The following is a 15,497-nucleotide window of genomic DNA, read 5'->3' as shown; positions in this document are numbered from 1 at the left end:
GTTCCTGCAGCCGCAGACGCTGGGCATTCTGCTGCTGGGGGTGATTGCCTTTGGTATCGGGACTGCCGCCGGGGTGCTGATGGCGAAGCTGCTGAACCTGTGCAGTAAGAACAAAATTAACCCGCTGATTGGCTCCGCCGGCGTGTCGGCAGTGCCGATGGCGGCACGCGTATCGAACAAAGTGGGGCTGGAATCAGACCCGCAGAACTTCCTGCTGATGCACGCGATGGGCCCGAACGTGGCGGGGGTTATCGGTTCGGCGATTGCCGCCGGGGTGATGCTGAAATACGTGCTGGCGATGTAATAGTGGATGGGATACGCATGTCGTATCCCATTTTCATCCAAATTTTTTCTGAAAGAAAAGTAAGTATGAACTGGTTCAGGTTCCGGTGATGCCGAATGCAAGAAAATACCGTAATTAAATATCTAAATACCAATATGTTTATACGGGAAATTACACGCTGGTTTGCCAGACGCTCGTTTCAAAACCGGATATTTCTACTGATCCTGTTTACATCCACCATCGTGATGCTGGCAATCACCTGGTATCTGACCGATATCACGAAAGAGCGCCTGCATTATCAGGTGGGCCAACGTGCGCTTATTCAAGCAATGCAAATATCCGCTATGCCAGAATTAGTTGAAGCCGTAGAGGCGCATGATTTGCCACGCATCAAAGCGCTGATTGACCCAATGCGCTCGTTTTCGGATGCGACTTACATTACCGTTGGCAACGAAAAAGGTCAGCGACTGTATCACGTTAACCCGGATGAGATCGGCAAATATATGGAGGGCGGCGATAGCGACGATGCGCTGTATAATGCTAAAAGCTACGTATCGGTGCGCAAAGGTTCATTAGGCTCTTCCTTGCGTGGTAAATCCCCGATTCAGGACAGTACCGGTAAAGTCATCGGTATTGTTTCCGTCGGCTATACTCTGGAACAGTTAGAGAGCTGGCTTAACTTACAAATCAGCTCGTTGCTGTTCCCGATGGCGATACTGTTGCTGGTGCTGTTGTACTGCGCCCGCCGCTTCTCGCTGCATATTAAAAAGCAGATGCTTAACATGGAGCCGCAGCAGCTTTCACAACTATTAATTCAGCAAAGCGTGTTATTTGAGTCGGTATTTGAAGGGTTGATCGCCATTGACTCCCATCACCGTATTACCGCCATTAACCAAACAGCTCGCCGCTTACTGAATCTGAGCCAACCGGAGTCTGAACTCATTGGCTATGCAATCCACCATATCGTATTGCCGGAGGCCTTCTTTTACGATGCGCCGCAAAAAAACAAAAAAGATGAGATCGTCACCTTTAACCAAATGAAAGTCATCGCCAGTCGCATGGCGGTCATTATTGACAGCCAGCCTCAGGGCTGGGTTATTAGCTTTCGCAACAAAGACGATATCAATACACTCAGCCTGCAGTTAAGTCAGGTGCGGCAATACGCCGATAACCTGCGCGCCGTGCAGCATGAGCATCGCAACCTTATTTCCACCATTGCCGGACTGCTGTTCCTGAAGCGCTACGATAATGCGCTGGCGCTGATTCAGCAGCAGTCGGAAAGCCACCAGAAAGTACTCGATTTTATTTCCCATAATTTCCGTGACCACCACCTTGCGGGGCTATTAATCGGTAAATATTATCGGGCAAAAGAGCTGGGGCTGGAGCTGATTTTCGATCCTTCAAGCTTTGTTGAACACCTGCCGTCATCGCTCTCGCATAATGAATGGATTTCGATTGTTGGCAATTTATTGGATAACGCCTATAACGCCACCCTGCTCAATCGCGAAGGCTCGCGACAGATTGAGTGCCTGATCAACAGCGAAGGTAATGAAGTCATTATTGAAGTTGCCGATCAGGGATGTGGTATTGACGAAAATATCCGCCAGCATATTTTCGAGCGTGGAGTGACCACCCACAACAACGGCGATCACGGAATTGGATTATGGTTGGTGCACAGCTACGTCAAGCAGGCCAATGGTGACATTATCGTCGATAACAATAATCCTTTTGGCACCATTTTTACCCTCTATATCCCTTTTACCAGAGAAGAATAACATGGATAGCATTACGACACTCATCGTTGAAGACGAACCGATGCTAGCGGAAATCCTGGTGGACACCATCAAGCTTTTTCCCCAGTTTTCAATCGTCGGCATCGCAGACAAACTGGAAAGTGCGAAGAAGCAAATACGCCTCTATCAACCACAGTTAATTCTATTGGATAATTTTTTACCCGATGGCAAAGGGATCGATTTAATTCGTCATACCATCAGCACCAACTACACGGGGCGAATTATTTTCATTACCGCCGACAATCATATGGATACCATCAGCGATGCCTTACGCATGGGCGTATTCGATTATCTGATTAAGCCGGTACATTATCAGCGCCTGCAACATACCCTGGAGCGGTTCACCCGTTACCGCAGTTCATTACGTTCCAGTGAGCAGGCAAACCAGACGCACGTTGATGCCTTATTTAATATCCAGGCCAAAGAACAAACCGCAGAACCGAATAGCGGACTGCGGGGAATTGATGAAAACACCTTCAACCGGGTACGACAAATATTCGCCGACCCGCAGGCAGTACATACAGCAGACACTCTGGCGCAAATTCTGGGCAGCAGTAAAACCACTGCCCGACGCTATCTGGAACAAGGCGTGAAAAATAACTTTCTCGAAGCGGAGATCAGCTACGGGAAAGTGGGCAGGCCGGAGAGACTCTATCGCGGCAAAGTATGAGATTATGGTGCCAACATGTAATTACGGCGCATAGGCAAACACCTCAGCCACCCACTGACGAAAACCGTCCACATCCAGCGCCAGCGCCACCTGCGCGTTGGCGGGCTGCCCCAGACGCCCTTCAATATCAACGACCGTCGTGCCTGCGGTATATTCCCCCTGCGTTTCTACGGCCACAAAACAGGATTGCAGGGTAAAAAGCTCCGGACGCACCAGCCAGGCGATCGCGCAGAGATCGTGCATCCGGACGCCAGTGCGCATACTACCGCTGCGATAATGGTTGAACAGGCTGTGCAACATCTTACCGGTACGATTCAGCGCGGGCAGTTTATTCAGAAAATCTGGCGAGAGCATTGCCTGATTCGTGACATCAAGCCCACACATCACAATCTCCAGACCGCTGCGGAACACCAGCGCCGCGGCCTCCGGATCGACAGCAATGTTAAATTCAGCATTAGGCGTAAAATTGCCGCGCCCTGCGGAACCGCCCATCAACACCAGACGGCGAATGTTACACGCACACTCCGGATAGTGCATCAGTAGCAACGCAATATTGGTCAATGGCCCAATCGCCACTAATGTCATGGGCTCCGGGGCGTTCATCAACACATCCCGGATAGCGATAAACGCAGGCTTCGCCAGCGGTTGGCGCTGATGGTCGACAAAATCATAGCCTTCCATACCGGATTCGCCGTGGACGTATGCCGCATCGCGTAACGGACGCAGCAGCGGCGTCGCGGCCCCTTGTGCAAGTGGCACATCGGCGTCCCAGAAATGCAGAAGCTGCAACGCATTACGGGTCGTTTTTTCAACGGAAACATTGCCTGCGACGGTGGTTATTAGTTGCAGATCCAGCTGGGGGGCGAACAGCGCAGCGGCAATCGCAGCCGCGTCATCAATGCCCGGATCGGTATCAAGAATAATGTGTAGGGATGCTGTCATTAACGCTCTCCTGACCTATTGTTTTATATCTTCATACTCAGCGCGACTGATACAGGTATCAGGCACATCGTCATCCGTCACCAGACGCGGACTTAGCTTATCACCTTCGACAAACGGAACTAATGGACAAAAACGCCCTGGCGATGCTTTGTTTTCCTGCCACTGAATCTCAAGCGATTCGGGCTCAGCGCCGGGTTTTTCTGCCTGAATCACGGTACGAACATTACCGGTTAGCCAAAAAGATTGACACGTCCCATCAAGGCTAAGAGGCGGCGTCAAATGACCATTTTTACGTACTAGCGGATAAATAATACGCCCATCAGCGTAGGAAGGTGTCATGTAGCAGTTATACATTTTGCTTTTACTTATCACAGGCTGAAAGTAGCTTTCACCGCGATCGATCAGTTCAATCGTTTTTCCTTTCCAGCGATACACATTGACGCCATGGCTGCAGCAACCGCCGCGCCAATAGCTGACAATCTGTTTATGTTCAGCATCGATCTCTGGTGAAGTGATTTCCTGATAAGACGCTGGCGCATCAACATAACGCTGTTTGGCGGGGTCATAGAGCCATGTTTGTACTGGAGCATCCGGCCCAGCAAGTAACTCTGTTACAATCGACAGATCCGGGTAGCCATCAAAATTGACATCCCCCCATTGAGGCATAAACGGGCTACAAGTGCCCACCGAGGCGGTATCTAAGGTCTGTATGAGTTTACCATCACGGTATAATTTTATCGCCGAAATGGCCGGCGTATTGCCGCAATCAATCTCTTTGGAAGGGTCGTAACCCCCTGCATCATTCGTGTTCGTGACCAGCACAATATCAGGGGAGTTTTTAGGTTTGAGGTAGATAAGGGCAACAGGAAAATGTCGTTTTTTATCTGCGGACGTCCATTCGCCTTTAATCTCACTGCTGGAGATTTCCGCATTCCAGTAACCCGAAAGCGCCTTTACGCGTTCTTCAAGATGTACCTCTTTATCCTGGAGTGAGCCGCGTAGAACAATCGCTGCCTTGTGCTGATTGCAAGGTTCATAGCAGTAATACCCATTAAGAGAGTTACCAAATCGCGTGATATTAACGTTTACCGATTTCCCCGCGATAGTCCCGGTATAGTTTCGCTCCCAGGCGGGTAGCTCCAGCACCGTGGCGCTTGCCACGTCCATCCAAAAGCCGATGGCGAGTAACGTTGGCAATCCATATTTTATTTTGCCCATTTCCCTTATCCCTGTAGGCATTACAACCCAAAAACCAGCAACGATTGTGCTGGTTTTTCAGATGAATAGCAAAAAGGTGGGGCATTAGCAACGGATGACAACTACGCCTTATTTTTCCTGTCGCACATTGAATATCAAAAGAAATTCTTAAGATCTGGTCAGCGTAGCGTCATCAGGCAGATTTCTGAATTATGAAATCTTATTCGACCTCACGAACATCCACACGCAGTTCTTTCGGCACTTCGAAAACAATATTTTCTTCGCGCCCCTCAAGCGTGACAGCTTCGCCGCCGCCAAACTCGCGCAGACGCGCAATAACATTCTGCACCAGAATATCCGGCGCGGAAGCGCCAGCAGTGACGCCGACGCAGGCGGCTTCTTTCACCCACGCCTCCTGGATATCCGCCGCATCGTCGATAAGAAACGCGGTTCTTCCCATCCGTTGGGCCAGTTCCGCCAATCGGTTAGAGTTAGAAGAGTTTTTCGAGCCGACCACCAGCACCACGTCAGCCTGCTCCGCCAGCGCCCGCACCGCTTCCTGACGATTAGTAGTGGCATAGCAAATATCGTCTTTGCGCGGGCCGACGATTTTCGGAAAGCGTTTACGCAGCGCATCAATCACATCGGACGTATCGTCCACGGAAAGCGTGGTTTGCGTCATGAAGGAGAGCTTGCCTTCATTTTTGACATTCAGCGTCCAGACGTCCTCTGGCGACTCAACCAGGTACATCCCCCCTTCCGGGTTGCTGTACTGACCCATGGTGCCTTCCACTTCCGGGTGCCCGGCGTGGCCGATGAGAATAGATTCCTCACCGCGACGGCTGGCGCGCGCCACTTCCATATGGACTTTCGTCACCAGCGGGCAGGTGGCGTCAAAAACGGTAAGATCGCGGCTTTTCGCCTCGTTACGCACCGCCTGGGAAACCCCATGAGCGGAGAAGATCAGAATGGCGCCATCCGGCACTTCGCTAATTTGCTCTATAAAGATCGCCCCGCGCTGGCGCAGGCTGTCCACTACATAGCGGTTATGCACGACTTCGTGCCGAACGTAAATTGGCGCGCCGTAAATAGCGAGCGCATTTTCAACAATGCTGATAGCGCGGTCTACCCCGGCGCAAAAACCGCGTGGGTTGGCCAACAGGATCTGCATGTTTATGCCTCCAGCGCCGGATCGATTTCCAGCACTTCAATATCAAAGTGAACGGTATGCCCGGCCAGCGGATGGTTAAAATCAACGGTAATCGAGTCGCCGTTGATTTCGCGAATCACGCCAGGCATTTCGCTGCCATCCATTGCGGTAAAAAGCATAATCGCCCCGACTTCCGGTTCGCCCGCCGCCATAAACTCACGGCGCGAGAAATACTGGATTAAGTCCGGACTGGGGACGCCAAACGCGGCGTCAGGCTCCAGCGAAAACGCTTTCTTTTCCCCTTCTTTCAACCCCAGAAGCTGCTGCTCCAGACCTTCGGAAAGCGAGGTATCGCCAAGACGGAACAGGGCTGGCTTGCCGTTATTGCGGGTAGATTCCGCCGTTGAGCCATCATCCAGTTTCAGGGTGAAGTGAACGAGGATCGCGCTGTTGCTCTGTACGGATTTAGACATGCAAATTGCTCACGTGTTTTGCCCGGAGGCACAAAGGACGATAAAACCGTAGGCCGGATAAGGCGTTTTCACCGCCATCCGGCACCACGTTTGCCTGATGGCGCTGCGCTTATCAGACCTACAAAACCGGATAAGCGCCACCCGGTATTTACGCTTATGCCTGTTCTTTCGCTGTCGGCTTCGGCAGGAAACCTTCCAGCACGATAAGCGCAGCACCGATACAAATTGCCGTATCGGCAAGGTTGAACGTCGCGAAATGCCAGTCGCCGACGTAAAAATCGATCATATCGACAACGAAGCCGTGCCACAGACGATCGAACAAATTCCCCAGCGCGCCGCCGATGATTAACGCATAAGCGATGTTATTCAGCTTCTGCGTCGCTTTCGAGCGATACATCATCACCAAAAGAATTACGCAGATCCCTATCGCAATCCCGGCAAAGAACCAGCGCTGCCAGCCGCCGCTATCCGCCAGGAAGCTAAAAGCCGCGCCGTAGTTACGCGCATAATGCAGATTAAGCGACGGGAACAGCCCTACCGTATCCCCCAGAGCGAAATTCTGGAGGATCAGGTATTTGCTGCCCAAATCGATAATCAGCACGACTACTACCAGCCATAACCAGCGTAGTCCTGTTGAACAGAGTGGTTTACTCATCAGGCAAATTTACGTTGTTCGCCATTACCGGCGATGTTGCTGACACAGCGTCCGCAGATATCTGCATGTTCCGCCACCTTGCCGACATCAGTAGTGTAGTGCCAGCAGCGCGGACACTTATCACCCTCGGCACGCGTTACCACTGCCTGAACTGTCGTATTACCAGCATTGTACTGAATATTTTCATCATCAATACCCCCCGCTTGCTCAGAAATCACGAACTGGGAAGTAATGAAGATAAATCTGACCTCTTCACCCAACAGTTTCAGCTTCTTGATCGTACCGTTAGCATCGTCAGCATATTTCAGCGTCACTTTTGCTTCCAGGTTCGATTTGATGCCATTGGCTTTCTGATTTTCCAGCTCTTTGTTGACCTGGTCCTTGATATAGCGGACATCGTCCCAGAATGCGTCATTAAATTCTTCATTCTCTTCCAGGCCAAACAACCCGTCGTACCATTCGCCGGTGAAGACATATTTTTCACGCTCGCCCGGCAGGTAGCCCCAGATTTCATCAGCCGTGAAGGACATGATCGGCGCCATCCAGCGAACCAGCGCCTCTGCGATATGATACAGCGCAGTCTGGCAGCTACGACGCGCGACGCTATCGGCCTTCGCGGTGTACTGGCGGTCTTTGATGATGTCGAGGTAGAACGAACCCATTTCAACGGAGCAGAAGCGCATCAGGCGCTGTACCACTTCATGGAAGTCGTAAGCTTCGTATGCCTTCAGAATCTCTTGCTGCGCCGTTTTCGCGCAGCCCACCGCCCACCTGTCCAGCACCACCATCTCTTCCGGTTTGACCATATCGGTGGCCGGATTGAAGCCATTGAGGTTCGCCAGCAGGAAGCGCGCGGTATTACGGATACGACGATAGCTGTCGGCGGCGCGTTTGAGGATCTCGTCAGAGACCGCCATTTCGCCGGTATAGTCAGTAGACGCTACCCACAGACGCAGGATATCCGCGCCCAGTTTATTCATCACATCCTGCGGCGACACGGTGTTACCGATGGACTTGGACATCTTGCGCCCTTGACCATCGACGGTGAAGCCGTGAGTCAGTACCTGGCGATATGGCGCTTTGCCTTTCATCGCCACGCTAATCATCAGGGAAGACATAAACCAGCCGCGATGCTGGTCAGATCCTTCCAGATACATATCGGCAGCGTGACCGGCGAATTCCGGACGTGCGTCAACCACGGAGTAACTGGTGGAACCGGAATCAAACCAAACGTCCAACGTATCCGGAACTTTCTCGTATTGATCAGCATCTTCGCCGAGGATCTCTTTCGGGTCGAGATCCCACCATGCCTGGATACCGTCAACTTCGACGCGTTTCGCCACCTCTTCCATCGCCGCCAGAGTACGCTCAATCGGCAGTAGCTCCTGCGTTTCTTTATGCACGAACAGCGACATCGGTACGCCCCAGGTACGCTGACGTGAGATACACCAGTCAGGACGGTTAGCGACCATTGATTCAATACGCGCCTGACCCCAGTCCGGGATCCACTGAACGCCTTTGATCTCTTTCAGGGACTGTTGACGAAGCCCTTCTTTATCCATGCTGACGAACCACTGCGGGGTCGCGCGGAAAATGATCGGCGTTTTGTGACGCCAACAGCACGGATAGCTGTGCTGCATTTTTTCGACATGCAGTAGCGCGCCTTTTTCTTTCAGCAGTTCAATAACGATATCGTTCGCTTTGAAGACGTTAACACCGTCAAGCGTTGGATATGTGCCTGGCAGGTAAGCGCCGTCCGGCCCAACCGGGTTAGCCGTTTCCAGGCCATACTTTTGACCGATCACGTAGTCATCCGGGCCGTGACCAGGGGCGGTATGTACCGCGCCGGTACCTGCGTCCAGGGTGACGTGATCGCCGAGGATCGCCGGCACGTCAAAGCCCATAAACGGATGGGTAAAGCGCAGCAGTTCCAGCTCAGCGCCTTTTACGGTACCGAGGATGGTGTAGTCAGCGGCACCAATGCGTTTCATCACGCTTTCAACCAGATCGCTCGCCAGAATCACCGCCTGGCCGTCAATCTGCACCAGCGCATAATCAAAGTCCGGCGCCAGGGAGATGGCGCGGTTAGCCGGCAGAGTCCACGGCGTGGTGGTCCAGATGACCAACGAGATCGGGCCGCTCACGCCCGGCAAACCAAACTTCGCTTTCACCGCATCCTGATCGACGGCGCGGAACGCCACGTCGATAGACGGTGACGTTTTGTCGTAATATTCAACTTCCGCTTCCGCCAGCGCGGAACGGCAGTCAACGCACCAGTGCACCGGCTTAGCGCCTTTGTGCAGATGACCGTTTTTGATAATTCTGCCCAGCGCGCGGATGATGTTGGCTTCGGTTTTGAAGTCCATGGTCAGGTACGGATGCGACCAGTCGCCCAACACGCCCAGACGAATGAAGTCCTTACGCTGGCCGTCAACCTGAGTGGCGGCATATTCGCGGCACTTGGCGCGGAATTCAGCGGCAGTAAATTTCTCGCCCGGCTTACCGAACTCCTGCTCGACTTTCAGCTCAATAGGCAGACCGTGACAGTCCCAGCCCGGCACGTAAGGCGAGTCAAATCCCGACAGTCCTTTGGACTTCACGATAATGTCTTTCAGAATCTTGTTAACTGAGTGACCAATATGAATGCTGCCATTCGCATATGGAGGGCCATCATGCAGAATGAAGGTTTTTTTGCCTTTTTTGGCCGCACGAATGATGCCGTACAGATCATCATCGGTCCAACGCGCCAGCATTCCCGGTTCACGCTTGGCGAGGTCGCCGCGCATCGGGAACCCTGTTTCCGGCAAATTCAGGGTCGATTTATAGTCACTCATCAGATTCTCGGTTCCGTATTTCGGTTTGATAAACACCGTCAGGATTACACCTGCCCGGCTAGCCCAAAAAACTTGCGGGCCGTTAACTCATCGCGTGCGATTTGCGCTTTTAGCTCATCAAGCGACGCAAATCGCTGCTCATTACGTATCTTTTTACGCAGTATTACATCTATATGGCGACCGTAGAGGTCCATTACAACGTCCAGCAGGTGCACTTCCAGTTGTTGACGCACGCCAGCCACCGTTGGACGAGTGCCAATGTTCGCTACGCCGGGTAACGGCTTATCGCCAAGCCCGGTGACTTCCACCGCATAGACCCCTTTGACCGGGGAGACCTGACGGCGCAGCGGTAAGTTCGCCGTCGGGAAACCAATGGTACGTCCCAGCTCGTCGCCATGAACGACACGCCCGGAAATAGTAAAGGGATGTCCCAGCAGGCTTTCGGCAAGCGCCAGGTTATCCTCCGCCAGCGCCTGTCTCACTGCGGTACTACTGATACGCACGCCGCCTTCACAAAAGGTTTGGGTGCTGGAAACCGCAAAACCATACTCCGCCCCCGCCTTCTGTAATAACAAGAAATCGCCCGCGCGGCTAGCACCAAAGCGGAAATCATCGCCGACGGCAAGAAATTGCACGCCAAGTCGCTTCACCAGCAGTTCGCTGATAAACGTTTGCGCCGTCAAAGCGGCAAAGCGGCGATCGAATTTCACGCACAGCACATAGTCCACGCCGCACTGCGCAAGGTAATGCAGTTTTTCACGCAGGCGCGTCAGGCGAGCGGGCGCTTTATCCGTCGCGAACAGCTCCAGCGGCTGCGGTTCGAAAATCATGACCACCACCGGCAGACCGCGTCTGCGTCCTTCTTCCTGCAAACCCTGCAGTAGAGCGCGATGCCCCCGATGTACGCCGTCGAAATTACCAATGGTCAGCACACACCCATGCGGGGCCTGACTGAGATTATGTATGCCGCGTATCAGCTTCATGTCTGACTCAAAACAGTGAAAATCGCAAGAGTATACCTTGTACAGCGGTCAAGGTTAACCGACTATTGCCCTGAGGAAACATAAAGAAGATGCTTTTCATCGCCATGCGGCAAACTCCGCCCCAAAACCCGCCGCTTAATGCAATTTTTCTCATGGAAAGGCTGTATTCACAGCACGCAAGCTGGTAGAATCCTGCGCCATCACTACGCAACGAGTGCTGCAATTTAAACGGCGCTTATTTGCACAAATCCATTGACAAAAGAAGGCTAAAAGGGCATATTCCTCGGCCTTTGAATTGTCCATATAGAACACATTTGGGAGTTGGACCTTGGCTAATATCAAATCAGCTAAGAAGCGCGCCGTTCAGTCTGAAAAGGCTCGTAAGCACAACGCAAGCCGTCGCTCTATGATGCGTACTTTCATCAAGAAAGTATACGCAGCTATCGAAGCTGGCGACAAAGCTGCTGCACTGAAAGCATTTAACGAAATGCAACCGATCGTGGACCGTCAGGCTGCTAAAGGTCTGATCCACAAAAACAAAGCTGCACGTCATAAAGCTAACCTGACTGCACAGATCAACAAACTGGCTTAATCGCCTGCTTGTTATCAGCTTTGTAAAAAAACCCGCGTAAAGCGGGTTTTTTTATGCCTGCTATCTGCCGTTTTTCTCGTCAACCGCTGGTGCCGATCTCACTCGTTAACGCTCTTACTAACCAGCCTCTTTTTTCAGCTACTCCTCCCTTAGCCACGTCACGTAATACTTGAAAGTTATTTTCTTTCACTGTTTTCCTTTTTTTATTTCATTATTAAAAAAACTGTGACCACCTTAGCAAATAGAAACATCGCTCATTCAAAAACTAATAAACGCAATCCTGATGTAAGATTTGATAATTGATTGATGCCGTCGGGTTAACTACTTTTCATGTACACCTTACTCACTCATTTTAATCTGAGGTTAAATTCAGAAACGACATAAAAATAATATTTAAAACTTGCTTAGAAAGTAGAGGTTGTTTTTCTGGGCGTATCGTACCAATATCGGAGTTATCATTATGAGTTCTGTCATTGAGGATACCCAGCCTTCCGGGTCAGCATCATTGTCTTTACTACAGCGTATTAGCTACGGCTCTTTGGATGTGGCGGGTAATCTGCTGTACTGCTTCGGTTCAACGTACATTTTATATTTCTACACAGACGTTGCGGGCATTAGCCTTGCCGTAGCAGGCGTTATCCTGCTGCTGGCGCGTATTATCGATGGCATAGACGCCCCCATATGGGGGATCATCATCGATAAAACGCGTTCACGCTACGGTAAATGTCGTCCCTGGTTTTTATGGTTACCGCTGCCTTTTGCGGTATTCAGCGCGCTGTCATTTTGGTCTCCTGATATCAGTATGACAGGAAAAGCCATCTATGCAGCAATATCTTATATGATTGCCAGCATTCTATTTACCGGACTTAATACACCACTCAGTGCAATATTACCCCTGATGACCTTATCTCCCAAGGAAAGACTGGTTTTAAATTCCTGGCGAATGACCGGTGGACAAATTGGGGTTTTATTAATGAACGCGACCGCCTTGCCGTTAGTCGCTTTTTTAGGTAACGGTGATGATCACGCTGGTTTTATTTATACGGCAATTACATTTGCCATTATATCCTGCGCGCTAACGCTCTTTGCGTTTAAAAACATTCGTGAAATGGATACGGATAAAATACAGCATGAACCTAAGTTGCCGATGAAAAAAAGTTTCGCGGCGATGAAAGGTAACTGGCCATGGATCCTGATGGTGCTGGCTAATCTGATCTTCTGGATTGCCCTACAGCAGCGCAACACGACCATTGTCTATTATCTGACCTACAACCTCGACCGTAAAGATCTGGTACCGCTGATTAACAGCCTGGCGACGATTCAGATCCTGTTTATCATCGCTATCCCCTTCTTTAGCAAATACCTGGCTAAAACCTGGATATGGGTAGGCGGTCTGCTGGTCGCCACGTTTGGCGGCGTCATGATGTGGCTGGCAGCGGACAACATTACTTTCCTCATCGCCGCCTGGATACTCGGCAATATCGGCAGCGGTATCGCCTGCTCAATGCCGTTTGCCATGCTGGGCTTCGCCGTTGATTTCGGCGCCTGGAAGACCGGTATTAAGGCTACCGGCATTCTTATCGCCTTCGGCAGTACCTTCTGCATCAAGATGGGTAGTGGCCTCGGCACCGCTTTCGCCGCCTGGATCATGAACAGTTTTGGCTATGTCCCCAACCATGCTCAGAGTGCTGCGGGTCTGGAGGGAATTATCTGGGCCTTTATCTGGGCACCCGCCCTACTCTTCGCGCTCGCAGCGATCCCACTACTTTTCTTTCGCAAATACGAAGCGATGGAAGAGAAGATTCGCCACGATCTGGAAACCATCAACTCATAACGTTCTTTACCTTCACCCTCGAATATGGGAGGCACCACCATGCCATTTATGCAACAAGACCCGCGTCGTCTGGTCTGGCAGCAAAACGATCGCTATTTATGGATTGAACCCTGGGGCGAGAACAGCCTGCGCGTACGCAGCGGCCGTCATCTGCCGGTAATGAGAAATGAAGACTGGGCATTGACTGAGCCAGTCGCAGAAAGCCAGTGCCACATTGATTATGAGCACCACCAGGCAACGCTGACCAACGGCAAAATTATCGCTATCGTCAATCAAAAAGGACAAGTTACCTTTTACCGCCATCCACACAAACCCCTGTTGCAGGAGTTCTGGCGCCTGCGGGGCGAAATTGGCGAGGATGAATCATCTCACGGCCAGTACGTCAGCGCACTCAACCTTGAGGGACGCGAGTTCCGCCCTATTCAGGGTGGGAAATATTCACTGAAAGCTCGCTTCGAAGCCACCGAAGGGGAAAAAATTTATGGTATGGGGCAGTATCAACAGGCCAACCTGGATCTCAAAGGATGCGTGCTTGAGCTGGCGCAACGTAACTCCCAGGCCTCAGTACCGTTTATGCTTTCCAGTCTGGGCTACGGATTTTTATGGAACAACCCGGCAGTCGGACGCGTAACCTTTGCCCAAAACGTTACCGAATGGGAAGCGCAGGTCAGCGAACAGCTGGACTACTGGATCACGGCTGGCGATACCCCGGCAGAAATTAGCCGGGCTTACGCGCTGGCTACCGGCACGCCGCCGATGATGCCGGACTACGCCATGGGCTTCTGGCAGTGCAAACTCCGTTATCGCACGCAGGAAGAGCTGCTGGAGGTCGCCCGCGAATATAAGCGTCGCAATCTGCCTATCTCAGTGATCGTTATCGACTTCTTTCACTGGCCGAATCAGGGTGACTGGATGTTCGATGCGCGCGACTGGCCCGATCCTGATGCCATGATTGCCGAGCTGAAATCGCTGGGAATTGAGCTGATGGTCTCCGTCTGGCCGACGGTGGATAACCGTACCGAAAGCTATCGGGAGATGCGCGAAAACGGCTGGCTGGTACAAACGGAACGTGGCTTGCCGATCAATATGGATTTCCTCGGCAATACCACTTACTTTGATGCGACTCATCCGGGCGCGCGCGACTACGTCTGGGGCAAAGCCAAACGCAACTATTACGATAAAGGCGTGAAGTTATTCTGGTTAGATGAAGCCGAACCTGAGTTCAGCGTTTACGACTACGACAACTATCGCTACCATGCCGGGCCGGTACTGGAAGTGGGCAATATCTACCCACGTATGTACGCTAAAACCTTTTTTGACGGCATGAAAGCCGATGGCGAAGACCAGGTTATCAACCTGCTACGCTGCGCCTGGGCCGGCAGTCAGAAGTACGGCGCACTGGTCTGGTCAGGTGATATTCACTCCTCGTTTAGATCGCTGCGCAACCAGTTTGCCGCCGGACTTAATATGGGAATCGCGGGGATACCGTGGTGGACGACGGATATCGGCGGTTTCCATGGCGGTAATATTCACGACCCGAAATTCCATGAATTGCTGATTCGCTGGTTTCAGTGGGGCGTCTTTAGCCCGGTGATGCGTCTGCACGGCAACCGCGATCCGCAGATTTTACCCGCGCAACCGTACCGGGATGGTATCGCCCAGTGCCCTACAGGTGCGCCGAACGAGGTCTGGAGCTACGGTGAGGAAGTATGCGACGTACTGACAGGTTGCCTGGCGTTGCGAGAAAAACTCAAGCCCTATATCAAAGCGCTGATGGAGGAAACCCATAAGCACAATACGCCAGTGATGCGCCCCCTGTTCTTTGAATTCCCCGAACAGGAAACAAGTTGGGCAATCACCGACCAGTATTGTTTTGGTCCTGACCTGCTGATCGCCCCCGTCATGCATGAAGGTATGCGCGAACGTGATGTCTGGCTACCAGAAGGGGAAACATGGACGGATCTTACGACTGGTGAAAGCTATTCAGGAGGGCAGACGCTGCAGTACGCTACGCCACTGAACAGAATTCCGGTGTTTATCCGCGAAGGTGGGCAGTACCGTAGCCTACTGAACTTGTAGAATGATTCCGGC

Annotated in this window: 14 protein-coding genes; 6 read left to right on the top strand and 8 right to left on the bottom strand. The window is 51.9% G+C overall.

Annotation, left to right across the window (positions count from 1 at the left end):
- The 3 genes from ACLD3P_RS16740 to ACLD3P_RS16730 all read left to right on the top strand — a co-directional run.
- Window positions 1-304, top strand: a 304-nt coding sequence (locus tag ACLD3P_RS16740) for a sodium ion-translocating decarboxylase subunit beta (protein WP_080069560.1), incomplete at its 5' end; no start/stop codon positions are given.
- Between the two features lie 134 nt (window positions 305-438).
- A complete protein-coding gene (locus tag ACLD3P_RS16735; protein WP_411006507.1) occupies window positions 439-2,058 on the top strand; it encodes an ATP-binding protein in 1,620 nt (539 codons plus the stop codon).
- 1 nt (window position 2,059) lies between these two features.
- Complete coding sequence (locus ACLD3P_RS16730) at window positions 2,060-2,746, top strand: response regulator (RefSeq protein ID WP_000377415.1); 687 nt, start codon at window positions 2,060-2,062, stop codon at window positions 2,744-2,746.
- A gap of 21 nt (window positions 2,747-2,767) precedes the next feature.
- Here the strand turns inward: ACLD3P_RS16730 and rihC are convergent, their stop codons facing one another.
- From rihC to ACLD3P_RS16690, 8 genes are all read right to left on the bottom strand, one after another.
- Window positions 2,768-3,688, bottom strand: coding sequence for a ribonucleoside hydrolase RihC (gene rihC, locus ACLD3P_RS16725; protein WP_000127276.1), 921 nt, complete (start codon window positions 3,686-3,688; stop codon window positions 2,768-2,770).
- Between the two features lie 15 nt (window positions 3,689-3,703).
- On the bottom strand, window positions 3,704-4,906 hold the full coding sequence (locus ACLD3P_RS16720; protein ID WP_131046617.1) for an XAC2610-related protein: 1,203 nt from the start codon (window positions 4,904-4,906) through the stop codon (window positions 3,704-3,706).
- 199 nt (window positions 4,907-5,105) lie between these two features.
- Entirely contained in the window at window positions 5,106-6,056 is a 951-nt protein-coding gene (gene ispH, locus ACLD3P_RS16715; RefSeq protein ID WP_001166428.1) for a 4-hydroxy-3-methylbut-2-enyl diphosphate reductase, read from the bottom strand.
- Window positions 6,057-6,058: 2 nt separating this feature from the next.
- A complete protein-coding gene (fkpB, locus tag ACLD3P_RS16710; protein WP_000047269.1) occupies window positions 6,059-6,508 on the bottom strand; it encodes an FKBP-type peptidyl-prolyl cis-trans isomerase in 450 nt (149 codons plus the stop codon).
- 154 nt (window positions 6,509-6,662) lie between these two features.
- Window positions 6,663-7,163: a signal peptidase II gene (gene lspA / locus ACLD3P_RS16705; protein ID WP_000042738.1), complete on the bottom strand. Its 501-nt coding sequence runs from the start codon at window positions 7,161-7,163 to the stop codon at window positions 6,663-6,665.
- Complete coding sequence (gene ileS, locus ACLD3P_RS16700) at window positions 7,163-9,997, bottom strand: isoleucine--tRNA ligase (RefSeq protein WP_131046618.1); 2,835 nt, start codon at window positions 9,995-9,997, stop codon at window positions 7,163-7,165. Before ileS ends, lspA begins: the two co-directional genes overlap by 1 nt.
- A 44-nt stretch (window positions 9,998-10,041) precedes the next feature.
- On the bottom strand, window positions 10,042-10,980 hold the full coding sequence (gene ribF / locus ACLD3P_RS16695) for a bifunctional riboflavin kinase/FAD synthetase (RefSeq protein WP_131046619.1): 939 nt from the start codon (window positions 10,978-10,980) through the stop codon (window positions 10,042-10,044).
- A 7-nt stretch (window positions 10,981-10,987) separates the two neighbouring features.
- Window positions 10,988-11,203 (bottom strand): DUF2575 family protein, encoded by a 216-nt coding sequence (locus ACLD3P_RS16690; RefSeq protein ID WP_001538903.1) that lies wholly within the window; start codon window positions 11,201-11,203, stop codon window positions 10,988-10,990.
- A 105-nt stretch (window positions 11,204-11,308) separates the two neighbouring features.
- Between ACLD3P_RS16690 and rpsT the strand changes: the two genes are divergently transcribed.
- The 3 genes from rpsT to ACLD3P_RS16675 all read left to right on the top strand — a co-directional run bounded on the left by rpsT (window position 11,309) and on the right by ACLD3P_RS16675 (window position 15,485).
- Window positions 11,309-11,572, top strand: coding sequence for a 30S ribosomal protein S20 (gene rpsT, locus ACLD3P_RS16685; protein WP_001518655.1), 264 nt, complete (start codon window positions 11,309-11,311; stop codon window positions 11,570-11,572).
- A gap of 460 nt (window positions 11,573-12,032) precedes the next feature.
- Complete coding sequence (locus tag ACLD3P_RS16680; RefSeq protein WP_000099988.1) at window positions 12,033-13,406, top strand: MFS transporter; 1,374 nt, start codon at window positions 12,033-12,035, stop codon at window positions 13,404-13,406.
- 39 nt (window positions 13,407-13,445) lie between these two features.
- Window positions 13,446-15,485, top strand: coding sequence for a TIM-barrel domain-containing protein (locus ACLD3P_RS16675; protein WP_023220575.1), 2,040 nt, complete (start codon window positions 13,446-13,448; stop codon window positions 15,483-15,485).
- Window positions 15,486-15,497: the final 12 nt, after the last annotated feature.

Origin of the sequence: Salmonella sp. 741265073_HBA, from assembly GCF_046569105.1 — a bacterium.
GTDB classification, from domain to species: domain Bacteria; phylum Pseudomonadota; class Gammaproteobacteria; order Enterobacterales; family Enterobacteriaceae; genus Salmonella; species Salmonella enterica.
This window is presented reverse-complemented; position numbering and strand designations above follow the sequence as displayed.

Coding starts and splice junctions, on each gene's coding strand:
- ACLD3P_RS16735 (WP_411006507.1), top strand. CDS start 439: ATGTTTATACGGGAAATTACACGCTGGTTTGCCAGACGCTCGTTTCAA.
- ACLD3P_RS16730 (WP_000377415.1), top strand. CDS start 2,060: ATGGATAGCATTACGACACTCATCGTTGAAGACGAACCGATGCTAGCG.
- rihC (WP_000127276.1), bottom strand. CDS start 3,688: ATGACAGCATCCCTACACATTATTCTTGATACCGATCCGGGCATTGAT.
- ACLD3P_RS16720 (WP_131046617.1), bottom strand. CDS start 4,906: ATGGGCAAAATAAAATATGGATTGCCAACGTTACTCGCCATCGGCTTT.
- ispH (WP_001166428.1), bottom strand. CDS start 6,056: ATGCAGATCCTGTTGGCCAACCCACGCGGTTTTTGCGCCGGGGTAGAC.
- fkpB (WP_000047269.1), bottom strand. CDS start 6,508: ATGTCTAAATCCGTACAGAGCAACAGCGCGATCCTCGTTCACTTCACC.
- lspA (WP_000042738.1), bottom strand. CDS start 7,163: ATGAGTAAACCACTCTGTTCAACAGGACTACGCTGGTTATGGCTGGTA.
- ileS (WP_131046618.1), bottom strand. CDS start 9,997: ATGAGTGACTATAAATCGACCCTGAATTTGCCGGAAACAGGGTTCCCG.
- ribF (WP_131046619.1), bottom strand. CDS start 10,980: ATGAAGCTGATACGCGGCATACATAATCTCAGTCAGGCCCCGCATGGG.
- ACLD3P_RS16680 (WP_000099988.1), top strand. CDS start 12,033: ATGAGTTCTGTCATTGAGGATACCCAGCCTTCCGGGTCAGCATCATTG.
- ACLD3P_RS16675 (WP_023220575.1), top strand. CDS start 13,446: ATGCCATTTATGCAACAAGACCCGCGTCGTCTGGTCTGGCAGCAAAAC.